Origin of the sequence: Mycobacterium sp. GA-0227b (assembly GCF_001499855.1) — a bacterium.
In the GTDB taxonomy this organism is placed as follows: Bacteria; Actinomycetota; Actinomycetes; order Mycobacteriales; family Mycobacteriaceae; genus Mycobacterium.
Map to the genome: position 1 here is coordinate 94864 of NZ_LQIK01000031.1, position 23748 is coordinate 118611.

At 66.4% G+C, this 23748-nt stretch carries 25 protein-coding genes and 3 tRNA genes; 15 read left to right on the plus strand and 13 right to left on the minus strand.

The window, feature by feature from the left end:
• Positions 1 to 2 precede the first annotated feature (2 nt).
• From AU185_RS19685 to AU185_RS19710, 6 genes are all read right to left on the minus strand, one after another.
• Positions 3 to 599 carry a TetR/AcrR family transcriptional regulator gene (locus tag AU185_RS19685; protein ID WP_059101284.1) on the minus strand — a complete coding sequence of 199 codons (597 nt, stop codon included), beginning with the start codon at positions 597 to 599 and terminating at the stop codon, positions 3 to 5.
• Between the two features lie 9 nt (positions 600 to 608).
• Complete coding sequence (locus tag AU185_RS19690; protein WP_059101285.1) at positions 609 to 1310, minus strand: crotonase/enoyl-CoA hydratase family protein; 702 nt, start codon at positions 1308 to 1310, stop codon at positions 609 to 611.
• Between the two features lie 67 nt (positions 1311 to 1377).
• Positions 1378 to 2208, minus strand: a complete 831-nt coding sequence (locus tag AU185_RS19695) for a DUF8453 domain-containing protein (RefSeq protein WP_059101510.1) — start codon at positions 2206 to 2208, stop codon at positions 1378 to 1380.
• A gap of 63 nt (positions 2209 to 2271) precedes the next feature.
• On the minus strand, positions 2272 to 2961 hold the full coding sequence (locus tag AU185_RS19700) for a glycoside hydrolase family 25 domain-containing protein (RefSeq protein ID WP_059101286.1): 690 nt from the start codon (positions 2959 to 2961) through the stop codon (positions 2272 to 2274).
• 7 nt (positions 2962 to 2968) lie between these two features.
• Positions 2969 to 3682 (minus strand): MBL fold metallo-hydrolase, encoded by a 714-nt coding sequence (locus tag AU185_RS19705; protein ID WP_059101287.1) that lies wholly within the window; start codon positions 3680 to 3682, stop codon positions 2969 to 2971.
• Positions 3683 to 3739: 57 nt separating this feature from the next.
• On the minus strand, positions 3740 to 4606 hold the full coding sequence (locus AU185_RS19710; RefSeq protein WP_059101511.1) for an NYN domain-containing protein: 867 nt from the start codon (positions 4604 to 4606) through the stop codon (positions 3740 to 3742).
• A 131-nt stretch (positions 4607 to 4737) separates the two neighbouring features.
• On the opposite strand from AU185_RS19710, the gene AU185_RS19715 reads away from it, so the two are divergent.
• The 15 genes from AU185_RS19715 (at position 4738) to AU185_RS19785 (ending at position 14952) form a co-directional block, all read left to right on the plus strand.
• A tRNA-Thr gene (locus tag AU185_RS19715) sits at positions 4738 to 4810 on the plus strand.
• Positions 4811 to 4869: 59 nt separating this feature from the next.
• Positions 4870 to 4943: transfer RNA gene (locus AU185_RS19720), tRNA-Met, on the plus strand.
• 36 nt (positions 4944 to 4979) lie between these two features.
• Positions 4980 to 5147: a 50S ribosomal protein L33 gene (gene rpmG, locus AU185_RS19725; RefSeq protein ID WP_059101288.1), complete on the plus strand. Its 168-nt coding sequence runs from the start codon at positions 4980 to 4982 to the stop codon at positions 5145 to 5147.
• A 51-nt stretch (positions 5148 to 5198) separates the two neighbouring features.
• Complete coding sequence (gene hadA, locus AU185_RS19730) at positions 5199 to 5675, plus strand: (3R)-hydroxyacyl-ACP dehydratase subunit HadA (protein WP_059101289.1); 477 nt, start codon at positions 5199 to 5201, stop codon at positions 5673 to 5675.
• Entirely contained in the window at positions 5662 to 6090 is a 429-nt protein-coding gene (gene hadB, locus AU185_RS19735) for a (3R)-hydroxyacyl-ACP dehydratase subunit HadB (RefSeq protein WP_059101290.1), read from the plus strand. Before hadA ends, hadB begins: the two co-directional genes overlap by 14 nt.
• 2 nt (positions 6091 to 6092) lie before the next feature.
• Complete coding sequence (gene hadC, locus AU185_RS19740; protein WP_059101291.1) at positions 6093 to 6680, plus strand: (3R)-hydroxyacyl-ACP dehydratase subunit HadC; 588 nt, start codon at positions 6093 to 6095, stop codon at positions 6678 to 6680.
• A 142-nt stretch (positions 6681 to 6822) separates the two neighbouring features.
• Positions 6823 to 6895: transfer RNA gene (locus AU185_RS19745), tRNA-Trp, on the plus strand.
• Positions 6896 to 6974: 79 nt separating this feature from the next.
• Positions 6975 to 7415 (plus strand): preprotein translocase subunit SecE, encoded by a 441-nt coding sequence (secE, locus tag AU185_RS19750; RefSeq protein WP_059101292.1) that lies wholly within the window; start codon positions 6975 to 6977, stop codon positions 7413 to 7415.
• Positions 7416 to 7457: 42 nt separating this feature from the next.
• Positions 7458 to 8285 carry a transcription termination/antitermination protein NusG gene (gene nusG, locus AU185_RS19755; RefSeq protein WP_059101293.1) on the plus strand — a complete coding sequence of 276 codons (828 nt, stop codon included), beginning with the start codon at positions 7458 to 7460 and terminating at the stop codon, positions 8283 to 8285.
• 70 nt (positions 8286 to 8355) lie between these two features.
• Complete coding sequence (rplK, locus tag AU185_RS19760) at positions 8356 to 8784, plus strand: 50S ribosomal protein L11 (protein ID WP_059101294.1); 429 nt, start codon at positions 8356 to 8358, stop codon at positions 8782 to 8784.
• 101 nt (positions 8785 to 8885) lie between these two features.
• Positions 8886 to 9593, plus strand: coding sequence for a 50S ribosomal protein L1 (gene rplA / locus AU185_RS19765; protein WP_059101295.1), 708 nt, complete (start codon positions 8886 to 8888; stop codon positions 9591 to 9593).
• Positions 9594 to 9774: 181 nt separating this feature from the next.
• Entirely contained in the window at positions 9775 to 11571 is a 1797-nt protein-coding gene (locus tag AU185_RS19770) for a PE-PPE domain-containing protein (RefSeq protein ID WP_059101296.1), read from the plus strand.
• 70 nt (positions 11572 to 11641) lie between these two features.
• Complete coding sequence (rfbA, locus tag AU185_RS19775; protein ID WP_059101297.1) at positions 11642 to 12511, plus strand: glucose-1-phosphate thymidylyltransferase RfbA; 870 nt, start codon at positions 11642 to 11644, stop codon at positions 12509 to 12511.
• On the plus strand, positions 12511 to 13509 hold the full coding sequence (rfbB, locus tag AU185_RS19780; protein ID WP_059101298.1) for a dTDP-glucose 4,6-dehydratase: 999 nt from the start codon (positions 12511 to 12513) through the stop codon (positions 13507 to 13509). Before rfbA ends, rfbB begins: the two co-directional genes overlap by 1 nt.
• Positions 13510 to 13524: 15 nt before the next feature.
• Entirely contained in the window at positions 13525 to 14952 is a 1428-nt protein-coding gene (locus tag AU185_RS19785; RefSeq protein ID WP_059101299.1) for a sugar nucleotide-binding protein, read from the plus strand.
• An 8-nt stretch (positions 14953 to 14960) separates the two neighbouring features.
• Here AU185_RS19785 and AU185_RS19790 read toward each other — a convergent pair whose 3' ends face one another.
• The 7 genes from AU185_RS19790 to AU185_RS19820 all read right to left on the minus strand — a co-directional run bounded on the left by AU185_RS19790 (position 14961) and on the right by AU185_RS19820 (position 23660).
• On the minus strand, positions 14961 to 17711 hold the full coding sequence (locus AU185_RS19790) for a helix-turn-helix transcriptional regulator (RefSeq protein ID WP_059101300.1): 2751 nt from the start codon (positions 17709 to 17711) through the stop codon (positions 14961 to 14963).
• A gap of 127 nt (positions 17712 to 17838) precedes the next feature.
• On the minus strand, positions 17839 to 18132 hold the full coding sequence (locus AU185_RS19795) for a hypothetical protein (protein WP_059101301.1): 294 nt from the start codon (positions 18130 to 18132) through the stop codon (positions 17839 to 17841).
• A 47-nt stretch (positions 18133 to 18179) separates the two neighbouring features.
• Positions 18180 to 19091, minus strand: a complete 912-nt coding sequence (locus AU185_RS19800; RefSeq protein WP_059101302.1) for a cyclopropane mycolic acid synthase family methyltransferase — start codon at positions 19089 to 19091, stop codon at positions 18180 to 18182.
• 231 nt (positions 19092 to 19322) lie between these two features.
• A complete protein-coding gene (locus AU185_RS19805) occupies positions 19323 to 20192 on the minus strand; it encodes a cyclopropane mycolic acid synthase family methyltransferase (protein ID WP_059101512.1) in 870 nt (289 codons plus the stop codon).
• A 125-nt stretch (positions 20193 to 20317) separates the two neighbouring features.
• Positions 20318 to 21220 (minus strand): alpha/beta fold hydrolase, encoded by a 903-nt coding sequence (locus tag AU185_RS19810; protein WP_059101303.1) that lies wholly within the window; start codon positions 21218 to 21220, stop codon positions 20318 to 20320.
• Entirely contained in the window at positions 21221 to 22588 is a 1368-nt protein-coding gene (locus AU185_RS19815; protein ID WP_059101304.1) for an ABC1 kinase family protein, read from the minus strand.
• Positions 22589 to 22664: 76 nt separating this feature from the next.
• Positions 22665 to 23660, minus strand: a complete 996-nt coding sequence (locus AU185_RS19820; protein WP_059101513.1) for an oxygenase MpaB family protein — start codon at positions 23658 to 23660, stop codon at positions 22665 to 22667.
• Between the last annotated feature and the right edge of the window lie 88 nt (positions 23661 to 23748).

Here is a 23748-nt window from a genome sequence, read left to right on the forward strand (position 1 = left end):
CACTACGACGACGGGCGTAAACCGGCCAGCAGGGAGTGCACGCCGAGCCGCCACCGCTGCTCGATCGTCGGCGCCGACGAGCCCAGCCACCGCCCGAGCTCCTGCACCGCCAAGCCCTGGGCGAGTGCCAGCAGCACGTGGGCGATGTCGGCGACGTCGCCGGCCAGCAGGCCCGCGTCGACGCACCGCTGAATCCGGCCGGTGAACGCCTCGCGCACCGACGCCCCCGCCGCCAGTTCGTCGGGCCCGGGCTCCAATTCGGCGAATGGACGCGCGAACATCAGCTGCGCCAGCCGCGGATATGTGCGGCAGAAGAGCCGGAACACCGGCACCAGCAGTTCCAGGTCGGTGAGCGGATCGTCGGTCGGCGGCACCGTCGCCAGCTCGTCGCCCAACCTCCGGAACCCCTCGAAGACCATCGCCCGCAGCAGGCCGGCCTTGTCGGAGAACAGTTCGTACACAGCGGGCACCGACGTGCCCGCCCGCTCGGCGACCCGACGCGTGGTGAGCCCCGCGATGCCTTCCTCGGACAGCGTCGCGATCGCCACCTCCAGCAGATGGCCCTTCAGCTCGGGCGTGCGCTGCTTCGCCCTCGGCATCGGAACTGGCTAGCCGAGGCTGAATTCCGTTGCCAGCCCGTCGATCCCGGCGCGGATCGCGGCAAGCGCGGACTCGCGGGCCTTCAGCTTGGTCGCCACGTGCGCGCCGGTGTTCAGCGTCGTCACCGCCTCGGCCGCCACCTCCTGCGCCCGCGCGAGCACCCGATCGGCCTCGACGATCTCGTCGAGCCATCCGCCGTTGACGGCCTCCTCGCCGGCGAACGTCGACGCCAGCGCCGCGCCCCGCTGAAAAGCCGGAGGCGTCAGCCGGAACCGCATCATCTCCAGCGCGGCGATCGGAATCGTCATGCCGATCGCCACCTCGATCGCCTGGCACCGGCTCTTCGGCTGGCCCACCCGGTGGTCGCCGGACAGCAGCAGGAACGAACCCATCGCGATCGCCGGGCCCGTCGCCGCCATGACCACCGGCGCCGGGAACGTCATGCAGCGCACCGCGAGTTCGAACCCGCCGGCCAGCATGCCGTGCGCGGCCTGCGCGTCGCCGGACTGGAACACCGTCAGGTCGAAACCGCCGCTGAACACCCGCCCGTTACCCGCGAGCACGACCGCTTTGGCCGAGTCCTTCTCGGCGCGGTCGAGCGCCTCGTTGATCGCGGCCTGCATGGCCGGGCCGAGCACGTTGACCTTGCCGTCGTCGAGGGTGATCCTCGCGACCGAGTCGTTGAGTTCATAGCCGACGAGGCTGGTCATCGATGCTCCTTCTGAAGCGGCGCTGATTCGTACCGATGTTACGAAACGTTGCTACGAAAGCCAAGTCCTAGGCGATCCGGTGGCGTGCCGGCCGGTTGCTCAGCACCTGGGTGTGCGCCTCTTCGAGATCCGTTTCGGCGTCGCTCTGCTGACCGGCGACCGCCCCTCGAGGCGTGTCGTTACGTGGGTTGGGTAGTGGGCCGCCGCCTTCTGCGCGGTAGCGGTCGCGCAGTTCGTTCGCGGCATCCCTCACCCGGTTGATCTCGGTGCGGAGCACGTCTTCGCGGCTCTCGGCGGCGGCGTAGTGGTAGTACGTCAGCAGGTGGCGCAGCAGCTCGAGCTTCTGCTTCTCCTGGCGGGCCAGGTCGTGGGTGGTCAACAACTCCAACCGTTCGACCGGGTGCAGCGTCGACCAGTCCAGCACCGCGGTGGAGCGGAACCGGTGGCGGGCGCGCTTGCCCTTCTCCTGCCCCTGCCGGTCGGAATAGGTGACCGCCCCGTCGAACCGCGACGCGATGGCCTCGCCGACCTCACGACGGTCGAGCGCCGAGTCCCAGACGATCCGCCACTCCTGGTTGGGCGCCAGATACGGAATCTCGGCAGGCAGGTTCAGCGGAACGATGTCGACGTAGCGGTCGTCGTAGACGTTCTCGTACTTGGCCACGGTCGGCGGGTGGGCGAAGTCGAATCGGATGTTGTAGGCCGGCGTTCGGCCGAAGTTCCTGACCACGAGCTCGATGAGGTGCCAGTCGTTGGGGGCCGGCTCCATGAACATCGCCACGTTGGGCTGCATCAGCTCTTCGCTTTGCCGCCGTACCCGTTGATAGTGCCGCCACGCGTAGATCAGCGCGGCGATGCCCACCACCACAGCGAGCCAGGCGGCGAGCGCCGTCCACATGCCGGCCGACAGGCCGAGCAGATTCCCATCCCCGTTCACGCACCGCTGTATACCACGCAGGCGTTAGCCGCACATCATTTGCGTATTTGGCATCCGCGTCGATTTGCTGGGACCGCGCCGGTCCGGCCGGTCGGTGCCGGTGATCCCGCACGCATCGGCGAACGCGTCCGGACTCAACCCGTCGGCGGAGTTCATGTCGCAGTGGCCGAACGGTGGCGCGCCCTCCGGCAGGCCGCCGCCGTGTCCGCTGCCGTCGGTGTATTGATGCGCCACTTTGCCCGGGTATGACGGGTTGTGCCCGTACGCGGCGACCACCAAGCGGATGCCGGGCGGCTTGTGCGGCCACAGCGTGTTCAGGTCACCGACGTTGCCGTAGCCGATCACCTTCGCGGTGCTGCCGACGAAATCGCCAACCGCGTCGTAGGCGGCGTTGATACCCGCCGATCGATCGCCGCGAATCCGGCCGCCCCACGACTCGACGTCGAGCATCACCGCCATCCTCGGATGCGGCGTGCCGACCTGCTCGCAGAACGTGTCGATGGCGTCCTGCCAGTTCGGTCGCCACACGAAGTACGCGATGAAGAACGTCAGCCGCCCGTCGTCGACATTGCCGCGGCACCAGTCATAGTTGTTGCGCCACCGGCGATCTCGGTGCGTCCCGTCGTTGGAGCGGATGCACAGAACCGGGTACGGGTAGCTGTCGTCGACGCCGACCTGCCACTCCGACACGTCGGCGTAGAGCGTGTCCGGCACGCGGCGGTCAGCCGCCCATCAGCATTCGCCACTGGTCGAGGTTGCTGGCCCGGTAGACATAGTTGGTCTGGCGAACCTCCGACAGCGATGCGCTGGGCTCCACCGAATACCAGTGGCCGGGGAACACCGTCGGGTCGCCGGACAGCTTCGCGAGCGCCTGCAGGCTGCGGAACATGTCGTCGACGTCGCCGCCCGGGAAGTCCGTGCGCCCGCAGCCCTCCAGGAACAGGGTGTCGCCGGCGACCAGCCGCCCGTCGAGCAGAAAGCACTGGCTGCCCGGCGTGTGGCCGGGAGTGTGCAGCAGTTCGATGTCGATGTCGCCGACCTTGACCACGTCGCCGTGCTGGTGCTCGGTGAGTTCGCTGCGCGCGATACCGGTGACGTTCGAAACCCAGTCCGCCTCAAGGCGGTTGACGTGCACCGGCACACTGGTTCGTTCCAGCAGTTCGGCGAGGCCCTTGAGCTCGAAGCCCATCATCGACCCGCCGACGTGGTCGGGGTGGTGGTGGGTGACCAGCACCCCGGACAGGCGCATGCCGTCGGCCTCGAGCGCGTCGACGAGATCGCCGGCCGCGTAGGCGGGGTCGACGACCACGGTGTCGCCGGTCTCACGGTCGCCGATCAGGTAGGCGAAGTTACGCATCTGCTGCGCGATCATGTCGCCGGCCGCGAAGTCGCGACCGGACAACAACTGGCGGAAGTAGAGCCGATCCGAGGCCATGGCCGTCAGCGTATCGGCGGCCTACTCCGCTCGCCGAACGCGGGCTATCGGCGGAAGTCACGCATCGGGGCGCAGCCGCACCAGCCGGGTGGTACTGCTCTCGTCGAGCTCGACCAGCTCGGTGCGCGAGCGCAGGAAGTCGCTGAACGAGCGGAACCCCAGGGACTTCTCCGAGAACGACGGGTCCATCCGCTTCATCTGCGCCTTCACCGCGGAGTTGTGCAGCCAGTCGGAGTCGGAGTCGTCCTTACCGTGGGCGACCCGCAGCGCCCGTTCCAGCAGCGCCGTCGCCGCAGCCTGCGGGTCGGGCGTCTCGGGCTCCTGGTCGGCGTCGGCCTTGGTGCGGCGCCGCTTCGGCGCTTCGGTCTTCACCGCAGGGACGCCGGGCAGCGCGTCGTAGGAGACGAACTCGTCGCAGGCCGCGGTGAGCGAGCGGCTGATGGAACCGGTGATGCCGATGCCGACGACGTAGCGCCCGAGCCGTTTGCACCGCTGCGCGAGCGGGATGTAGTCGGAATCGCCGGCGACGATCACCACGTGCGTCAGGTCGGGCAACCGGAACATGTCCTCGACGGCGTCGACCGCGAGCCGGATGTCGGCGCCGTTCTTGTTGTACGCGGCGGCCGGGAACAGCTGCACCAGATCGACCGCGCGCCCGACCAGCTGGTCGCGGTAGTCGGCGTTGACGTCGGCCGACCAGTCGGCATAAGCCTTGGTCAACACCAGCGTGCCGAACGACGAGGCGAAGTCGATGATCGCGCCGACGTCGACGGTCGCCTGCGACAACCGGCCCGGCTGCTTGTGGAACCCGGCGGCCTTGTCGCGTTGAAACGAGCTGCGCCCGTGGATCTGGTCGTAGCGCGAGATCACGATGTTGTCGAAGTCGAGGTACACCGCCACACGGTTCGCGCCCGGTTCGGTCACTGTTCCGTCCATCCCTCCGCGGCTACAGTCGGTGCTAACGGTTGTGGTGATCAGCGGTTTGGCGCGGCAATCGGCGAGACTGTACCCTCTTTAAGGCTCGCGCCACGATGCGCGGGCCTCGAAGCAAGCAGGCCCCCTTAGCTCAGTCGGCAGAGCGTTTCCATGGTAAGGAAAAGGTCAACGGTTCGATTCCGTTAGGGGGCTCGGTGGACGGATCGGCTTGGACGCCTGGGAAGCCTGGCATGCCGGCCCGTAGCCATCGGGGCGGTGTAGCTCAGCTGGTTAGAGCGCACGACTCATAATCGTGAGGTCGGGGGATCGAGCCCCCCCACCGCTACAGACAACAAGAACGCGTAGACGAAGGACGTGAGACGTGGCCTCCAGTACCGACGTACGGCCGAAGATCACTTTGGCGTGCGAGGTGTGCAAGCACCGCAACTACATCACCAAGAAGAACCGCCGCAATGACCCGGACCGGCTCGAGATCAAGAAGTTCTGCCCGAACTGCGGCAAACACCAGCCCCACAAGGAATCGCGCTAGGACGAGCCAGCCCGTGGGCGCGTCCGGGTTGACTAGGTAGGTTCACTAACTGTGTCGTTGACCGAGCGGATCGTCGGGATGCACTACCGCTATCCCGACCACTACGTCGTGGGCCGCGAGAAGATCCGTGAGTACGCGGTCGCGGTCAAGAACGACGATCGTGCGTTCTTCGACGAGGAGGTCGCCGCCGAACTCGGCCACAAGGCGTTGCCGGCGCCGCTGACGTTCACCAGCGTCCTCGGCTACATGGCGCAGACGTCGTTTTTCGAGCACGCCAATGTCGAGATCAAAGACGCGAAGATCGTGCAGGTCGATCAGGTGCTCAAGTACGTCCGGCCGATCTTCGCCGGCGACAAGCTGTATTGCGACGTGTACGTGGACTCCGTGCGCCAAGCCCACGGTACCGACATCGTCGTACTCAAGAACGTCGTCACCAATGAAGCCGGTGACGTCCTACAGGAGACATTCACGACCCTGGCGGGTCGGACCGGTGATGGAGAAGAGGGTTTTTCAGATGCCACTGCGTGAGTTCGCCTCGGTGAAGAAGGGCGATGAGCTTCCCGAGAAGGTGATTCCGCTGACCCGGCAGGACCTTGTCAACTATGCCGGCGTCTCCGGCGACCTCAACCCGATCCACTGGGACGACGACATCGCCAAGCAGGTCGGCCTGGACACCGCGATCGCGCACGGCATGCTGACGATGGGCCTGGGCGGCGGGTACGTGACCGAATGGGTCGGCGACCCCGCGGCGGTCACCGAGTACAACGTCCGGTTCACCGCGGTGGTACCGGTGCCGAACGACGGCATCGGGGCCGAGATCGTCTTCAGTGGACGGGTGAAATCCGTTGAGCCTGAGACGAAGACGGTGACCATCGCCCTGGCGGCCACCACCGGGGGGAAGAAGATCTTCGGCCGCGCCGTGGCGATTGCGAAGCTGGCGTAGTCATGGCGCTCAAGATCGACATCCAGGGAATGGTCTGGCGCTACCCCGAGCCCTACATCGTGGGCCACGAGCAGATCCGCCAGTACGCCAACGCCGTCAAGGCCTACGATCCGACGAGCCACAGCCTGGAGGCCGCCAAGGCCGCGGGCCACGATGCGCTGATCGCCCCGCCGACGTTCATGTCGATCTTCGCGGTGATGATCCAGCGGCACTTCTTTCAGCACAACGACGTCGGCTTCGAAACCCTGCAGATCGTGCAGGTCGACCAGAAGTTCAAGTTCCATCGCCCGATCAAGGCCGGCGATGCGCTAATCGGAACGCTGTACGTGCTGTCGGTCGACGAGCGCTTCGGCGCCGACATCGTGACCACCCGCAACACGCTGGTCGACCAGCACGACGAACTGGTCATGGAGTCCTTCACCACGCTGATGGGCCACGAGGGCGACAACTCCATCTCCGCGGGGTGGGACCCCAAGACCGGTCAGGTGACGCGTAAGCCCGTCGTGCACGACGAGAGCGCGGACGGCGCCGAGAATGGTGAGGCCGCCGCCCAGCTCGACGAACCCGAGAGCATCCGGGCGGCGGATTAGTAACACAGACCGGTGGCGCGCTACACTCGGGCCTCGGGGTTTTCCCAGTCCAGCGCGCTTCCGTCGGGTTTCAATCGACCGATCGGGGAGCGCGCGAATTGTGTGAGCCCCGGAGCGGGTGGCGATCGCCGTGTCACCCTGAAGGGGCGTAGCTCAACTGGCAGAGCAGCGGTCTCCAAAACCGCAGGTTGCAGGTTCAAGTCCTGTCGCCCCTGCTCAACTGAATACTCGACAAGTGTGGACACTGGACAGTGACCCACAGAAGACTAGATGACCAGACAAGGGGAGCATGCGGTGAGCGACGAGCGCGATGGTGCCGGCTCCGCAGGCGACACCGGGACCGACTCCGAGACCGGCCGCAGCGCGGTCGTGACCCGGCCGACCCGGCCCACGGGGAAGCGGTCGCGGCGAGCCGCGGTTGGCGAGGACGCCGGCGAGGCGGTCGACCTGTCGACGGGCACCAAGGCCTCACCCACCAAGAACGGGTCGGGCACCGCGAAGAAGACCGCCAGGAAGCGTGCCGACCGGCCCGGTAAGGGTGGGCGCAACCCGTTCGTCTTCGTCTGGAACTACCTGCAGCAGGTCGTCGCCGAACTGCGCAAGGTGATCTGGCCGAACCGCAAGCAGATGGTCAGCTACACCGCCGTGGTGCTGATGTTCCTGGTGTTCATGGTGGCGTTGATCGGCTTCGTCGACCTGGGTCTGGCCAAGCTCGTGGCGATGATCTTCGGCTGACGGGCATGTGCGCGACGAATGAGAATTTGAGAGGACTGACACGTGACTAGCTTCGAGGGCGATACGCCTTCGGCCGTTTCCGAGTCGATCGCCGAGGCGGCGGACCCGGCGACCGTGATCGCAGATGAGGCTGCTGAGCGTCTGGAAGACAGCACGGCCGCCGACGCCGTCGAGGACGCGGCGCCGGTCGCCGACGACACCGCCGGTGAGGCTGACGCGGCCGGTGAGGCCGAGGACGAGGAAGAGGACCCGGCGGTCGCGCTGAAGAAGGAGCTGCGGCTCAAGCCCGGCGACTGGTACGTCATCCACTCCTACGCCGGTTACGAGAACAAGGTGAAGGCCAACCTCGAGACCCGCGTGCAGAACCTCGACGTCGGCGACTACATCTTCCAGGTCGAGGTGCCGACCGAAGAGGTCACCGAGATCAAGAACGGCCAGCGCAAGCAGGTCAACCGGAAAGTGCTGCCGGGCTACATCCTGGTGCGCATGGAGCTCAACGACGAGTCGTGGGGCGCGGTGCGCAACACGCCCGGGGTGACGGGGTTCGTCGGTGCGACGTCGCGGCCGTCGCCGCTGTCGCTGGATGACGTGGTGAAGTTCCTGCTGCCCCCGGCCGCGGCGAAGAAGCCCGGCAAGGCCGCCGCTGCGGCCGGTGCTGCCGCCGCGGAGACCGGTGGAATCGAGCGCGCGCCGATCGAGGTCGACTTCGAGGTCGGCGAGTCGGTCACCGTCATGGACGGGCCGTTCGCGACGCTGCCCGCGTCGATCAGCGAGGTCAACGCCGAACAGCAGAAGCTCAAGGTGCTGGTGTCCATCTTCGGCCGCGAAACACCTGTCGAACTGACCTTCAACCAGGTCGCCAAGATCTAATTGCGATTTCGGTGTATTTGGTTGCGGTGAGCGCGACGAATTACACCGAAATCACCGAGAAAGGAAGAGTATGGCCCCGAAGAAGAAGGTCGTCGGGCTGATCAAGCTGCAGATCCAGGCCGGGCAGGCCAACCCCGCCCCGCCGGTCGGTCCGGCGCTCGGCCAGCACGGCGTCAACATCATGGAGTTCTGCAAGGCGTACAACGCCGCGACGGAGAACCAGCGCGGCAACGTCATCCCCGTGGAGATCACCGTCTACGAGGACCGCAGCTTCACCTTCAACCTCAAGACACCGCCCGCGGCCAAGCTGCTGCTCAAGGCCGCCGGTGTGCAGAAGGGCTCGGGCGAGCCGCACAAGACCAAGGTCGCGAAGGTGTCCTGGGATCAGGTGCGCGAGATCGCCGAGACCAAGAAAGAGGACCTGAACGCCAACGACATCGATCAGGCCGCCAAGATCATCGCCGGCACCGCCCGGTCGATGGGGATCACGGTCGAGTAGGACCAGACCCCGTGGCCGAGAAGCGCAGGCGGATCGGCCCGAACAGTGGGAGGGCCAGCTGCGGCCCGCGTCAACCACAACTCAGCAACTAGGAGACACCAATGAGCAAGACCAGTAAGGCATATCGCGAAGCCGCCGAGAAGGTGGACCGCTCCCGGCTGTACACGCCGCTGGAAGCGGCGAAGCTGGCCAAGGAAACGGGATCGAAGAAGCAGGACGCGACCGTCGAGGTGGCGATCCGGCTGGGCGTCGACCCCCGCAAGGCCGACCAGATGGTGCGCGGAACCGTGAACCTGCCGAACGGCACCGGCAAGACCGCCCGCGTTGTGGTGTTCGCGGTCGGCGACAAGGCCGAGGCCGCCGAAGCCGCAGGCGCCGACGCCGTCGGCAGCGACGACCTGATCGAGCGGATCCAGGGCGGCTGGCTGGACTTCGACGCCGCGATCGCGACGCCCGACCAGATGGCCAAGGTCGGCCGGATCGCCCGCATCCTGGGCCCGCGTGGCCTGATGCCGAACCCGAAGACCGGCACCGTGACACCGGACGTCGCCAAGGCCGTACAGGACATCAAGGGCGGCAAGATCAACTTCCGCGTCGACAAGCAGGCCAACCTGCACTTCGTGATCGGCAAGGCGTCGTTCGACGAGAAGGCGCTCGCGGAGAACTACGGCGCCGCGATCGACGAGGTGCTGCGGGCCAAGCCGTCGTCGTCCAAGGGCCGCTACCTCAAGAAGATCGTCGTCTCGACGACCACCGGCCCGGGTATCCCGGTCGATCCGTCGGTGACGCGCAACTTCACCGACGCCTGATTCCGGTGCCCGCCGCGACTTTGCGGCGGACGTCTGGAGACAACACCGGCGCGCCCGTTTCACGGTGTCCTTTCAGCCGCTGAGGTAGCGCGCCGGCATCGGCGAATGCCGAACGAAATTCCTGTCGGCGAACTTCGCTGTTCCGCGGTGACAGCCGTCACACCTGTGTGAAAGTTGACCCATGCGTCAGTGCATTCGGGTCGTCGTTCTCACTTTGCTGGGCCTGTTGAGCACCGCTGTGCTCGGCGCCGTGACGGCGTTGATGGCGGCCGTCAGCCTGGCCGCCACCGCGTTGATCGTGCCGGGCACCGGCACGCCGAACGCGAACATCGTCGAGGACTACATGGAGAACTTCCGCGACTACTACATGCAGGACACGGTGTGCGGGGAGAACGGTTGTGCGGACGACGACTTGAATGGCGTCAACTACCCTGCCTCGTTCTGGCCGATACCGCTGCCGGGCTGGTGTGACCCCGGCCGTTGCGAGAAGTTCGACGTCTCTGTCGACGCCGGGGTGGAGAACCTCAAAAATGCGCTAGCGAACATCGAGACCCTCGACCCCGACTTCGACGGCCAAGTCGTGATCGCGGGCTATTCACAGGGCGCCCGCGTCGTCACCATCGCGAAGACGAAGATCATCAATGGCGACTGGGACGAATTGCTCGACAACGTCGACGAGGTGCAGTTCGTCTTCATCGGCAACCCGAACCGCCCGAACGGTGGCATCCTGTCGCGATTGGGCATCCTGGGCCACATCCCGATCCTGGATGTGACGACCGGACAGCCCACGCCGACCGGACCGACGCCGGGCTTCAAGACCGAAGACTGGGCGATCCGGTGGGAGGGCATCGCGGACTTCCCGCAGTATCTGCTCAACCCGCTGGCGGTGGCCAACTCGCTGCTCGGCTTCTACTACGACCACGGCACCTACCTGGCGGTCAACGGGGACAGCGATCCCGGCGAACTCCCGGCCGGATACACCGAGGAAGAGTGGGAGCTGATCACCTCGAACCCCGAGCTGTATCCCGACCTCGTCGACATTCAGACGTACGGCGACACCACGTACTACACCATCACCCCTAAGGTGCTGCCGCTCGTGCGGCCGCTGCACTCGATTCCGTTCCTCGGCAAGCCGATCGCGGACCTCATCGAGCCGGCGCTGCGCGTGATCATCGAAGAGACCGGCTACAACCGCAACATTCCGTTCGGCCAGCCCACGGAGATCGGGCTGTTCCCGCTGTTCAATCCGATCACGCTGGCCATCAAACTGATCCCCGCGATCTTCCAGGGCATCAACAACTTCCTCGCCAATTTCGGGTTGGCAACGGAGATTCCGCTGTCTCCATCGCCGGTTGCACCGCCGTCGTCGCAGGAGGATCAGCAAGAGCAAGAGGACGTGCAGGTGCTGGCGAAGTCGGGTGAAGACCCGGAAGGGTTGTCCGGAGCAAAGCTGAAACTGGTCCAAGGCTCTCAGGCAATGACGGGCGACGTCGAGCAGCAACAGCCCGCCGGGGTCGACGACCAGAAGACGTTCGCCGCGAACACCGAGACGGAGAAAGATCTCACGCTGACCGAAGGAACCGAACCGCTCGGCACCGAGGGCACGATCGACTCCGAGGGCACGATCGACTCCGAGGAGCCGCAGGAGTCCGGGCTCGAGCAGTCTCCGACGGACAACGTCGAGGTCGTAGTCGAGGACGACACCAATGCCGGCGAGGGCAACGACATCGTGGTCGGCAAGGACCCTGAAGACGACAAGGGCACCGGCGATAACACCATCGACGCGAACGGCGGCAGCGTGTCGTTGAACTTCTCGCCCAACAATCCGGACAACGGGCCGACCGGCGACGTCGAGGGCGCCGACCAACCAGATCCCACGGCGAGCCCGAAACCGGACGAGGAAGCCGAGGGGCCGGAAGGCGCGGACGACCCGGGCGCCTCGGAAAGCCCAGCGGGTTCCGAAAAACCCGCAGCCTGACAGCGCGCCCGGTACCGGAGCCCCCGCGGGCTCCGCGTAGCGGAATTCGGTGGTATGTCACGATTGGCGCGTGAGGGGAATCATCCTGGCGGGCGGCACCGGGTCGCGCCTGCACCCGATCACCCTGGGTGTGTCGAAGCAACTGGTCCCGGTCTACGACAAGCCGATGGTCTACTACCCGCTCTCCACGCTGATGCTCGCCGGCGTACGCGACGTTCTGGTCATCACGACTCCGCACGATGCGGAGCAATTTGAACGGTTGCTCGGCGACGGGTCGCGATTCGGAGTATCGATCACCTACGCCAAGCAGCCGTCGCCGGACGGTCTCGCCCAGGCGTTCACGATCGGCGAGGACTTCATCGGCAGCGACAACGTGGCTCTGGTCCTCGGCGACAACCTGTTGTATGGGCCGGGGTTGGGCAGTCAGCTCAAGCGCTTCACCACCATTGACGGCGGTGCGATCTTCGCCTACTGGGTGGCGGAGCCCTCGGCATACGGCGTGATCGAGTTCGACGACAACGGGCTGGCGATCTCTCTGGAAGAGAAACCGAAACGGCCGAAGAGCAACTACGTCATACCGGGTCTGTACTTCTACGACAACGACGTCGTCGAGATCGCGCATGGCCTCGAGAAGAGCGACCGCGGGGAGTACGAGATCACCGACGTCAACCGCAACTACCTCGAGCAGGGGCGGTTACAGGTGCATGTGCTGCCCCGCGGAACCGCATGGTTGGACACCGGCACGTTCGACCAGATGACCGATGCCGCTGAGTATGTGCGCACGATGGAGCGGCGCACCGGCTTGAAGATCGGTGTTCCGGAGGAAATCGCTTGGCGGCAGGGCTATCTCAGCGACGACGAGTTGCGGGAACGTGCTGAGCCGCTGGTGAAGTCGGGATACGGCACCTATCTCCTCGACATCCTGGACAGGGGACGCTGATGTCGCGACTTCTCGTCACCGGAGGAGCCGGTTTCATCGGCTCCAACTTCGTGCGGTACGTCATCGAGAACACCGACCACCACGTCACCGTGCTGGACAAGATGACATACGCCGGCAACCGCGCCTCACTGGCCGGGCTGCCCGAGCATCGAATGACGTTCGTGCAGGGCGATATCGCCGACGCCGCACTGGTCGACGAGCTGTTCGCCTCTACCGACGCAGTCGTGCACTACGCGGCCGAGACACACAACGACAACTCGCTCGACGATCCCCAGCCGTTCCTCCACACCAACCTCACCGGTACCTTCACACTGCTCGAGGCGGCGCGCAAGCACGGCACCCGCTTCCATCACATCTCCACCGACGAGGTGTACGGGGACCTGGCGCTCGACGACCCGAGCAGGTTCAGCGAGGAGACGCCGTACAACCCGTCTTCTCCGTACTCGTCGACGAAGGCGGGCAGTGATCTGTTGGTGCGGGCGTGGTTTCGGTCGTTCGGGCTGGCCGTGACGATTTCGAACTGCTCGAACAATTACGGTCCCTATCAGCACGTCGAGAAGTTCATCCCGCGCCAGATCACGAACGTGCTGCGGGGCAACCGTCCCAAGCTGTACGGCGAGGGCCGCAATGTGCGGGACTGGATCCACGCCGACGACCACTCGTCGGCGGTGCTGACGATCCTCGAGGGCGGCCGTCTCGGCGAAACATATCTGATCGGCGCTGACGGCGAGAAGGACAACAAGACCGTCGTCGAACTGATTCTCACCCTGATGGGCCAGCCGGCGGACGCCTACGACCATGTTCCGGATCGAGCGGGCCACGATCTGCGGTACGCCATCGATTCGACCAAGCTGCGCGAGGAACTCGGTTGGCGGCCGCGATACCAGGACTTCGAGAAGGGCCTGGCCGCGACGATCCAGTGGTACCGCGACCACGAGGACTGGTGGACGCCCGCCAAGGATGCCACCGAGAGTTTCTACGCCCGGCTGGGTCAGTGAAGGAAACCCCCGAGGATGACTGAGTTCGGTAAACCGCTGCGCGCCACCGCGTCTCCCATACCAGGGTTGGTGGTGTGGGAGCTGTCCGTACACGGGGACAACCGCGGGTGGTTCAAGGAGAACTGGCAGCGCGAGAAGATGGTCTCGCTCGGCTTACCTGACTTCAAACCCGTGCAGAACAACGTGTCCCTCAACGAGACCGCGGGCACGACGCGCGGGATCCACGCCGAGCCATGGGACAAGTTCGTCTCCGTCGCGACCGGACGGATCTTCGGGGCGTGGGTGGACCTTCGCGCCGGCCCCACCTTCGGCACCACCTTCACCGCCGAGATCGACCCGTCCCGAGCGGTGTTCGTGCCGCGCGGGGTGGGCAACGCGTTTCAGACCCTGGAACCGAACACCGCCTACATCTATCTGGTGAACGACCACTACTCGCCGGACGGCGAATACACATCGCTGAATCTCGGTGACGAGACCGCCGCCATAGACTGGCCGATCCCGCTCGAACGTGCCGCGTTGTCGGCGAAAGATCGCGAGCATCCGCGGCTCGCGCAGATACGACCGGTGCCACCGCGCAAAGTCCTGGTGCTCGGTGCCGCTGGGCAACTGGGCAGGGCACTGCGCGACGCGTATGCCGGCGCATCCAACGTCGAATTCGCCGACCGCGCCGACCTCGACCTCACCGCCGCCAGCGTCGAAACCGCCCGGCGGTGGCGGGATTACGACACCATCATCAACGCCGCCGCGTACACGGCGGTGGATTCGGCCGAGACTCCCGAAGGGCGCGCGGCGGCGTGGGCCACCAACGTCGCCGGCGTCGGCGCTCTGGCGCGGATCGCCGCCGTCCACGACGTCACGCTGGTACACGTCTCCAGCGACTACGTCTTCGACGGCAGCGCGAGCAGGCCATACCGTGAGGACGACCCGGCGTCGCCGCTCGGCGTATACGGGCAGACCAAAGCCGCCGGCGACGCGCTGGTCGCCACCGTGGATCGGCATTACATCGTCCGGGCGTCGTGGGTGATCGGTGACGGCCGAAACTTCGTGCGCACCATGCTGTCTCTCGCCGAACGCGGCGTCGACCCGGCTGTCGTGAACGACCAGCACGGCCGGCTGACCTTCACGTCGGAACTCGCGAAGGCGATCCGGCACCTGACCGAGACGCGCGCGCCCTACGGCACTTACAACGTGACCGGATCCGGTGCCGCGATGTCCTGGGCAGAGGTCGCGCGCCGGACGTTCGAATTGGCGGGGCATGATCCGAACCGCATCACCGAGGTCTCCACGGCCGAGTACTACGCGGATGCCTCGCAACCTGTCGCGCCCCGGCCGGTCAACAGTGTCCTGGACCTCACGAAGATCCAGGCGGCCGGTTTCGAACCCGTCGACGCCGACGAAGCTCTGGCGAATTATGTCCGGCAAGAATCGTTTGCGGCTCAGTAGAGTTGCCGTCAGCGGTCGTCGCCGAACACCCGCCCGAGTTCGGCCCGCGACTTGATACTCAGCTTGCGGTAGATGCCCGACAGGTTGGTCTCGACGGTCTTCGGGCTGATGAAAAGGGCAGCGGCCACGTCCTTGGTGGTGAGTCCCGACGCGGCCAGTTCGGCCACGCGATACTCCGACGGCGTCAACCCCATGCTTGCGCCACCGGAAACTTTCGCACGCGCGAGCTCGGTGCGGGCCCGCTCGGCCCACAGCGGTGTGCCCAACGCCTCGAACGCATGCAAGGCTTCGATCAACGTCGTACGCGACAACTCCTTTCGGCGTTGACGGCGTTGCAACTGGCCGAGCAACAGCAGCGTCCGGGCCCGCTCGAACGGCATGGGCAGACGCTCGTGATGTAGCAACGCCTGGCCGGCCATCTCGGCGGCCGCATCGATTTCGCCTCGTGCGGCCAGCCACAGACTGCGGCACCGCGCACCCATCGCCAGCATCCACGGCCGATCCACCAAGCGGCCGTTGGCCTCCAGCGCCTCGATCATCGGCTCGGTCTCGGCCACCCGGCCGAGCGCGATCATTGCCTCCACCGCGTCGGGGGCGTAGCCGACCGTGATGATCTCGGTGCCGGGGATGAACGGAAAGCGGGCGATCAGGGGCTGAAGTATCTGCAGCGCCTGCTCGTACTTCCCGAGCGATACCTCCAGGAATCCCAGGCTGATCGAGGCCCAGTCGGCGAGCCGCGGGGAGCCGCAGCGTTCGGCGAGATCGAGCGCCGCCGTGGCGGCTTCGCGAGTTTCGTCCTCCCTGCCGGCGTACGCCGCCACCGCGGACTGGATGGTCATGGCGATGATGCGCATGTGTTCACCGCCGAGTTGTTGTGCCCGCTCGACGGTCTCCTCGGCCACGCGTGTCGCGTCGTCGTAGCGGCCTCGCCAGATCTCGATCAGCGCGGTGAAGACGGCGACGAAGATCAGGTCGGTCTCGGCGCCCCGCTCGACGCAGCGCCGGCGCACGGCGGCCATCTGCTCAGCGGCCTCGTCCAACCGCCCGGCCCACGTCAGCAGCAGCGCGTGGTTGGCCCTGGCGCGGAACGCGATCGGCGCCTCGCTGTTCGGATCGTGCAAGGCCAGTGCCCTGCGCATGCTGACCCAGTCGACGCCGCGACCGCACATACATGCGATGGTCGCCCGCACCGCCAGCACCTGGCTCGTGAGGTCGCCGATCCCGACGTCGTCGGCGTACGCCGCGGCCCGCTCGGCGTTGCGCAGGGCCGGTCCGAATTCCCCGGCGTTCAAACACGCATAGGACAGCAGCAGCAGCGTTCGGACGCGGACTTCGCGGTCGCCCTCGTCGTTGTCGAGCGCCTGCTCGAGCAAACGGGTCGCAGCGGTGAAGCTGTTGTCGTGAATCCGCATGCTGGCCAACAGGTTCAGCGCCATCGCCCGGTGCACGCCGGGCGGTATCCGGTCGGTCAGCCGGTCCAGCAGCGCCTCTGCGCGTTGGAGGTCTCCGGCGTGCAGATGGTGCTCGGCGGCGCGAATCCGCCGTGCCGGGGTATCGCCGCCGAGACCGATCGCGAGTTCGAGGAGCTCGGCTGCCGCGGCGGGCGCACCACGTTCACGGGCCGCACCGGCGGCGACATCGAGCGCCTCAAGCGTCGTCGGGTCGGCGCTCGAGGCCGCCAGTGCCAGGTGCCGGGCTCTGGATTCGGGCAGCACCACGACCTCGGCCAGCGAGCGGTGCATGGCCCGGCGCTCACCCGGCGTCGCATCGGTGTAGACGCTGCGCGCCAACAACGGGTGGGCGAACGCGACGTTGTCCCCGTCGATCGTCACGATGCCCTTGGCTCTCGCCTCTTCGAGCAGTTCGACTGTTCGCTCGACGCTGCTGCGGGTGACGCGCGCGAGCAGGTCGACGCTCGGCGCTGCCTCGCACGCGGCGGCCAACAACAGCACCTGGGTTTCGCGGTCCAGCCGTCCGATGCGCCGGCGCATCAACTCGGCCAGCGACGCGGGCAGCACCGACTGGGAACCGCCCGCCTCGACCGCCCGCGCCAGTTCGAGCGCGTAGAACGGGTTGCCGCCGGAGATCTCGGCAATCCGGACCATCGTCGGGCGTGGGAATGACCGACCGAGCCGCGCCGAGATCAGCGCGTGCAGTCCGCCCAGGCTCAGTGGGCCGACGTGCACCCGGCGCACCTGCGCCGCGCCGCCCAGCTGCAGCCAACTCGCGGCGCCGGCACCTTCGTGTTCGGTGCGCTCGGTGAGCAGCAAGCCCACGGGTCCGCTGAACCGCCTCGCGGCGAACGCCAGCACGGCCTTGCTGGACGGGTCGAGCCACTGCACGTCGTCGACGGCCACCAGCAGCGGCCGGTCGGCGCACAGTCGCTCGATGACCGTGGTGACCGCCGCCGCGACGGCGCGCTGATCGGTCGGTGGGCCCTCACCGTCGGCGCGCAGCAGCACCCGATCGACGGCGAGGCACTGAACCTCTGGCAGGCCGGTGAGAACCTCGGGGGAGACGCCGCCGAGCAGGTCGGCGACCGCGGCATACGCGAGGGCGGTCTCCGCCTGCCCCGCTCGGGCCGTCAGCACCTCGAAGCCGCGCTCACCGGCCGCGGAGATTCCTGCCAGCCACAGAGTGGTCTTGCCCGCTCCGGCTTCCCCCTCGATGACCAGCCCACAGGGTGCGGCCGCGGCGGATCGCAGGAGATCTTTCACCGCCCGGAACTCGGCTGGACGTTCGACTACGCCGGAAACCAATGGCCCCACCCTCGAGAGACAGCAAATCGAGGGTACCCCGCCGGTCCCAGGGCTACGCAGCTGTTGTGCAGCTAAGAGAAGTGCTTGATGCGGAGCGAGCCGACCGGGCCGGGTATCCGTGGCAACGTCATGGACACTGCCGGATTCGTGTGCCGACGTCCGACGAGAGCCGTTGATGCGGTGCACCCGCAGCACGGCAGGTCCGGGAGACGATCTCTTGTGAGCCGGCGTCGAAGACGCCGTAGAGCACCTCGTCGCTGGGGACCGACACGGTGAGCAGCAATTGGACCGGGGTGCCTTCACCGGTGGCGACGGCCGCGGCCGCGTCGAGGCGCGCGACCAGATCGTCGACGCTCTGCTCGGTGAGCTCAGGCAGATACCACTCCGCCAGATAGCAGGCGGCTTCGCCGCTTCCGCTCATGGGCGAAACGGTAGCCGTTCGTCAGGCCGAGCGAATCGGGGTTTTCCCTACGTCTTGTCGGCCTGCGTCGCAGCACCCGGCTTCAGGTACGTGACCAGGCTGACGTCGATGCCCTCGTCGATGAAGTAGTACTGGGCGCCCTTGAGATACCGCATGTAGCGGTGGTAGTTCTCTTCGCCCGCGGCCGCGATCGCGGTCTCCTTGTTCTGCTCGAGCCGGTGGGCCCAGATGGCCAGCGTGTTGATGTAGTGGTTGCGCAGGGAGAGTGCCTCGGGCACCTGGAAGCCGGCCTTCTCGCCGTGCTCGATCATCATCTGGGTGGTCGGCAGGCGGCCGCCCGGGAAGATCTCGGTGATCATGAACTTGATGAAGCGCGCCATCTCGAACGTCAGCTTCTTGCCGCGCGCGGCCAGGTCGTACGGGTGGTAGCCCACGCTGCTCTGGATGGTCATCCGGCCGTCGTCGGGCAGCACCTCGAAGCACATCTTGAAGAAGTCGTCGTAGCGCTCGAAGCCAAAGTGCTCGAACGCCTCGATGGACACGATGCGGTCGACGGGGGATCCGAACTGCTCCCAGCCCTCCAGCCGCACGTCAAAGGTGCGCTCGGTGTCGATCTTGCTCAGCAGCTGCTCGCAGTACGCCTTCTGGTTCTTGCTCAGCGTGAGGCCGATGACGTTGACGTCGTATTTCTCCAGCGCGCGCTGCAACGTCAGACCCCAGCCGCAGCCGACCTCGAGCAGCGTCATCCCCGGCTTGAGGTCGAGCTTGTCCAGGTGCTGATCGACGTTGGCGATCTGGGCCTCGGACAACGTCACGTTGGGGCCGGTGAAGTACGCGCAGCTGTACTTGCGCGTCGGATCCTGGAATACGCCGAAGAAGTCGTCCGACAGGTCGTAATGCGCCTGGATGTCCTCGAAATGAGGAGTCATGTCCTTCGTGCCGGTTGAGTTGTCAGACATAGTTCCCCTGCTTGGCCTTTCCCGATGACGACACGCTCACCTGTGCATCGTCCCATGATGATCTGGTCGTACACCCTAGCGTTCGGCCAGAGTCAGACCCTAATTTGCCGGGACGCCACTCCGGCGGCTATTTGGCCACGCCGGCCGAGCCGGCTATTTGGCCACGCCGGCCGAGCCGGCTATTTGGCCACGCCGGCCGAGCCGGCTATTTGGCCACGCCGGCCGAGCCGGCTATTTGGCCAGCGTGAACTGGTTGACGTCGATGTACCCGACGCGGAAGCCATGCGCACATCCGGTCAGGTAGTGCATGTAGCGGTCGTAGACCTCCTCGGACTGCACCGCGATGGCCTCGTCCTTGTGCTCCTGGAGCGCCTCCGCCCAGCAGTCGAGTGTGCGCGCGTAATGCGGCTGCAGGCTCTGGCGGCGGGTCAACTCGAAGCCGGCTTTCTGCGCGTGCTCGCCGACCAGTTCGATCGTCGGCAGATAACCGCCCGGGAAGATTTCGGTGAGGATGAACTTGACGAACCGGGCCACCGAAAACGTCAGGGGCATACCGCGTTCGGCCATCTGCGGCAGAGTGAGCGCGGTGATGGTGTGCAACAGCATCACCCCGTCGTCGGGCAACACCCGGTGAGCCATCGCGAAGAAGTCGTCCCAGCGATCCTTGCCGAAGTGCTCGAAGGCGCCGATCGACACGATCCGGTCCACGGGCTCGTCGAACTGCTCCCAGCCCTGCAGCAGCACCCTCTTGGTGCGCGGGCTCTCCGATGCCGCGAACACTTTTTCGACCTGGGCGAGCTGGTTCTCGCTCAAGGTGAGGCCGACGACGTTCACGTCGTACTTCTCGATCGCCCGCAGCATCGTCGAACCCCAGCCGCAGCCGACGTCGAGCAGCGTCATCCCCGGCTCGAGACCCAGCTTGCCCAGCGCAAGATCGACCTTCGCCTGCTGGGCCTGCTCGAGGGTCATCTCGTCGCGCTCGAAATACGCACAGCTGTAGGTCTGCGACGGATCGAGCCAGAGGCGGAAGAACTCGTCGGACAGGTCGTAGTGGGCCTGCACATCGGCGAAATGGGGCGTCAAGTTGCGCGTTGCAGCCATCTGGTGCCTTTCCGGGACGTTCAGAAGCTGGGCGACGCCGGTGGTGGCATACAAGCCCGAAGCATTCCGCGCCGAATCTACCGCCGATCGCGACGGCTCACGAATCGGAGAAACTACCCGCAGGTCTAGGCCGTAGCGGCGAAGTTCGTCTTCAGCTCGCCGATGATGTCGTCCCACAGCGGCTCGGGCAGCTCATGACCCATGCCGTCGAACAGCACCAGCCGGGCGTTGCTGATCGCTTTGGCGATCGCCCGCCCGCCGTACGGCCGCATCAGTTTGTCGGCCTTGCCGTGCAGGACCACCGTCGGCGCGGTGATCTCGCGGTCATAGTGGCGCAGGCTGCCGCTGCCGAGGATCGCGGCGAAATGGCGCGCGATGCCGGCGGGGTAGTAGGAGCGGTCGTAACCCTCGATCGCGTCGGCGCGAAGCCGCTCCTCGGTAGCGGGGTAGCCGGGGCTGCCGATGATCTTGCTGACTCTGACGGCGTTCTCGATGACGGCTTCGCGGGAGGAGTCCTTGGGCCGCGCCAGGATCGCGAGCAGATGCCGCGGGCCGGGCGGCGGCAGCAACGCTTGGTTGTTGCTCGAGAAGATGATCGCCAGCGTCCTGGTGCGCGGCTTGTGCCGGGCGGCGAAGACCTGGGCGATCATGCCGCCCATCGACGCCCCGACGATGTGGGCCCGGTCGATGTTGAGGTGGTCGAGCAGCGCGGCGGCGTCGTCGGCCATGTCTTCGAGCGTGTAGCCCGCCGGGCTACGCAAGCCGACCAGCGAACGCAGCATCCGCGGCAGCAGCGGGGCGCCGCTGTGGCGCCCGGGAAGTTTCGACGACAAGCCGACATCGCGGTTGTCGTAGCGGATGACCCGCAGCCCCTGGTTGACGAGCTTCTCGCAGAAGTCCTTGCGCCACAACAGGAGCTGGGCGCCCAGGCCCATGATGAGGAGCACCGCCGGGTCGTTCGGGTCGCCCATGTCCTCGTAGTGGATGTCGAGCTCGCCTGATTTGGCGGTGCCGTCTCGTGTCTGCACTTAGGCCTGGACCTCGCTGTCGAGTTCGTCGGAATGCTCCCTGCTGACCTCGACCATGAAGTTGGCGAAGTACCCCGTCAGCTGCGGGTCGGACATCATCTGCCACTTCGGCGCGAGCAGCTTCATGTAGCGCTCCACATAGAGGAACTGCTTGCCGATCAGCACGAGTTCGCGCGGCAGCTTGACGTCGTAGGCCTCGGCCAGCGTGGACAGCTGCTTGCCGATCTCGGCATAGCTCATGTCGCCCAGCGTCGACATCGTCAGCGGTGTCGCGAACTTCTCCAGGTCCTTGGCCGCCTGCGCCTCGGGCTTCATGGTGCCGACGGCGCCCATCAGCACGACGATCTTGCCCGCCGCGGCATGGTCCTTCTTGACCAGCAGCGCGTACACCAGTTCGCGCAGCAGCCAGCGGGTGCGCGGGTCGATGCGGCCCATGATGCCGAAGTCGAAGAAGACGATCTTGCCGTCGTCGTCGACGTAGAGATTGCCCGCGTGCAGGTCGCCGTGGAACAGGCCGTGGCGCAGCCCGCCCTCGAAAACGCTGAACAGCAAGGCTTTTACGAGCTCGGTGCCGTCGAAGCCCTTCTGACGGATGGCTTTCACGTCGTCGATGCGGGTGCCCTGGATGCGCTCCATCGTCAGCACCCGTTCACTGGTGAGGTCCCAATACACTTGCGGCACACGGATGTTGCGGCCCAGTGGCGAGGCGTGCATGTGCGAGACCCATGCGTCCATCGACTGCGCCTCGAGCCGGAAGTCCAGTTCCTCGGCCAGGTTGTCGGCGAAGTCGGCGACGACGTCCTGCGCGCTCAGGCGCTGGCCCAGCTTGGCGAACTCCACCAGCCGCGCGCCGCGCTTGAGGATCTGCAGGTCGGCCGCGACGCGTCGGCGGATGCCGGGGCGCTGGATCTTGACGACGACCTCTTCACCGCTGTGCAGCGTCGCGTAGTGCACCTGCGCGATGGATGCGGAGGCGAACGGCTTCTCGTCGAAGCTCTTGAACAGGTTCGCCGGCTCGTCGCCGAGGTCCTCGACGAACAGCTTGTGCACCTCTTTGGCGTCCGCGGGCGGCACCCGGTCGAGCAGGCTGCGGAACTCCTTGGACAGCGGCTCCCCGAACGCGCCGGGGCTCGACGCGATGATCTGGCCGAACTTGACGTAGGTGGGCCCTAGGTCGGCGAACGTCTGCGGGATCTGCTTGATGATCTTCTGCTGCCACGAGCCGCGGCCGGCGATGTTCGAGACGACGCGTGCGCCGGTGCGCGTTATCTGCCAGCCCGTCGCGCCGACGCGAGCAGCCTCGATGGGCAGCGGGACCCGATCCAGCCGGGCAACCTCGCGGTGCTTGGTCTTCGGCGTGGTACTCATCCCTGCAGTGTCTCAAAATCGGCGGTGAGCCGCGAAAAGCTGTGGACCGGCTCACAGTGGGCCCGGTTGCGGGGCATCAGGCCTGCGCGAAAGCGCGCTCCACTTCCTCGCGGCTGCGGACCGGGTCGTCGCCCGGCTGGTAGGTCGGCAGCGTGTGCGGCACGTCGGTGCCCGACGCCACCCTGGCTTGCGCCTGCTGGAACTCCGGGATGGGCCCCTGTGCCAGGTGCAACGCGTTGATGACCGACCAGACGGTCACCCGACGGGTGGTGCGCTCGAAGATGTTGGGGTCCTTGTGCTGGATCAACTGCTTGGCCCAGCGCGGCATGGTGTCGCGGATGGCCCAGTTGATGGCGCTCTGCGCCAGCGGCAGACCCGGGCCGGTGGCCACCGCCGTGCCGTGCGTGACGGCCAGCCGCGGCAGGTAGGACTCCAGGCACTCGGCGACGTCGGCCTTGGTCTCCGGCAGGTCGGTGCCGCCCAACGCGTGGCCGACGCGCACGAACTCGCGGTAGTAGCGGTCGATCTTCTTGCCGCGCAACGGGTTCGGGTGATACAGCTCGTGTGCGGTCGCCAGGCCCCAGACCACGGTGGCGTAATTCCACCGCAGCCAATCCGGGTCGTCGGCGTCGTAGCGGGCGCCGTCCGGACGGGTGCCCTTGATGGTGTGATGCATCGACCGCACCGTCTGCGCCAGCCGCTCGGCGGTCTCGGTGGACCCGTATGCCGTGCCGATGAAGAACGCGATCGAATGACCGAGGCGCACCGCGGCGCCCTTGGGATCGATCTCCGGTCGACCGACACCGTTTTCGTCGCGCTTCACCAGCCGCGAGTGATGCATGCCCATCCAGTAGATCGACGGGTCGAGCCGCTCCATGAACGCCGCACACTGCAGCCCGAAGATCAGCGCCTGCATGTGCGAGTGCACGTGCCAGACCGCGCTGCCCGGCCCGAACCAGCCCGGGTCGCCGACGGGCGCGGCGAATTCGATGCCGCGGAAGTAGTTGCTTCGCACAGCCGTGTCGAAGCGCTGGTTGAGGAACTCCCCGATGAACTGGTGCGGCAGCAGAATCACGTCGGCTCCTTGCTCACAAACCGTGGTCACGGCTGTAACCAGAATACATTTTGGTCACGTATGTGACCAGAGTTGGCGATGACGG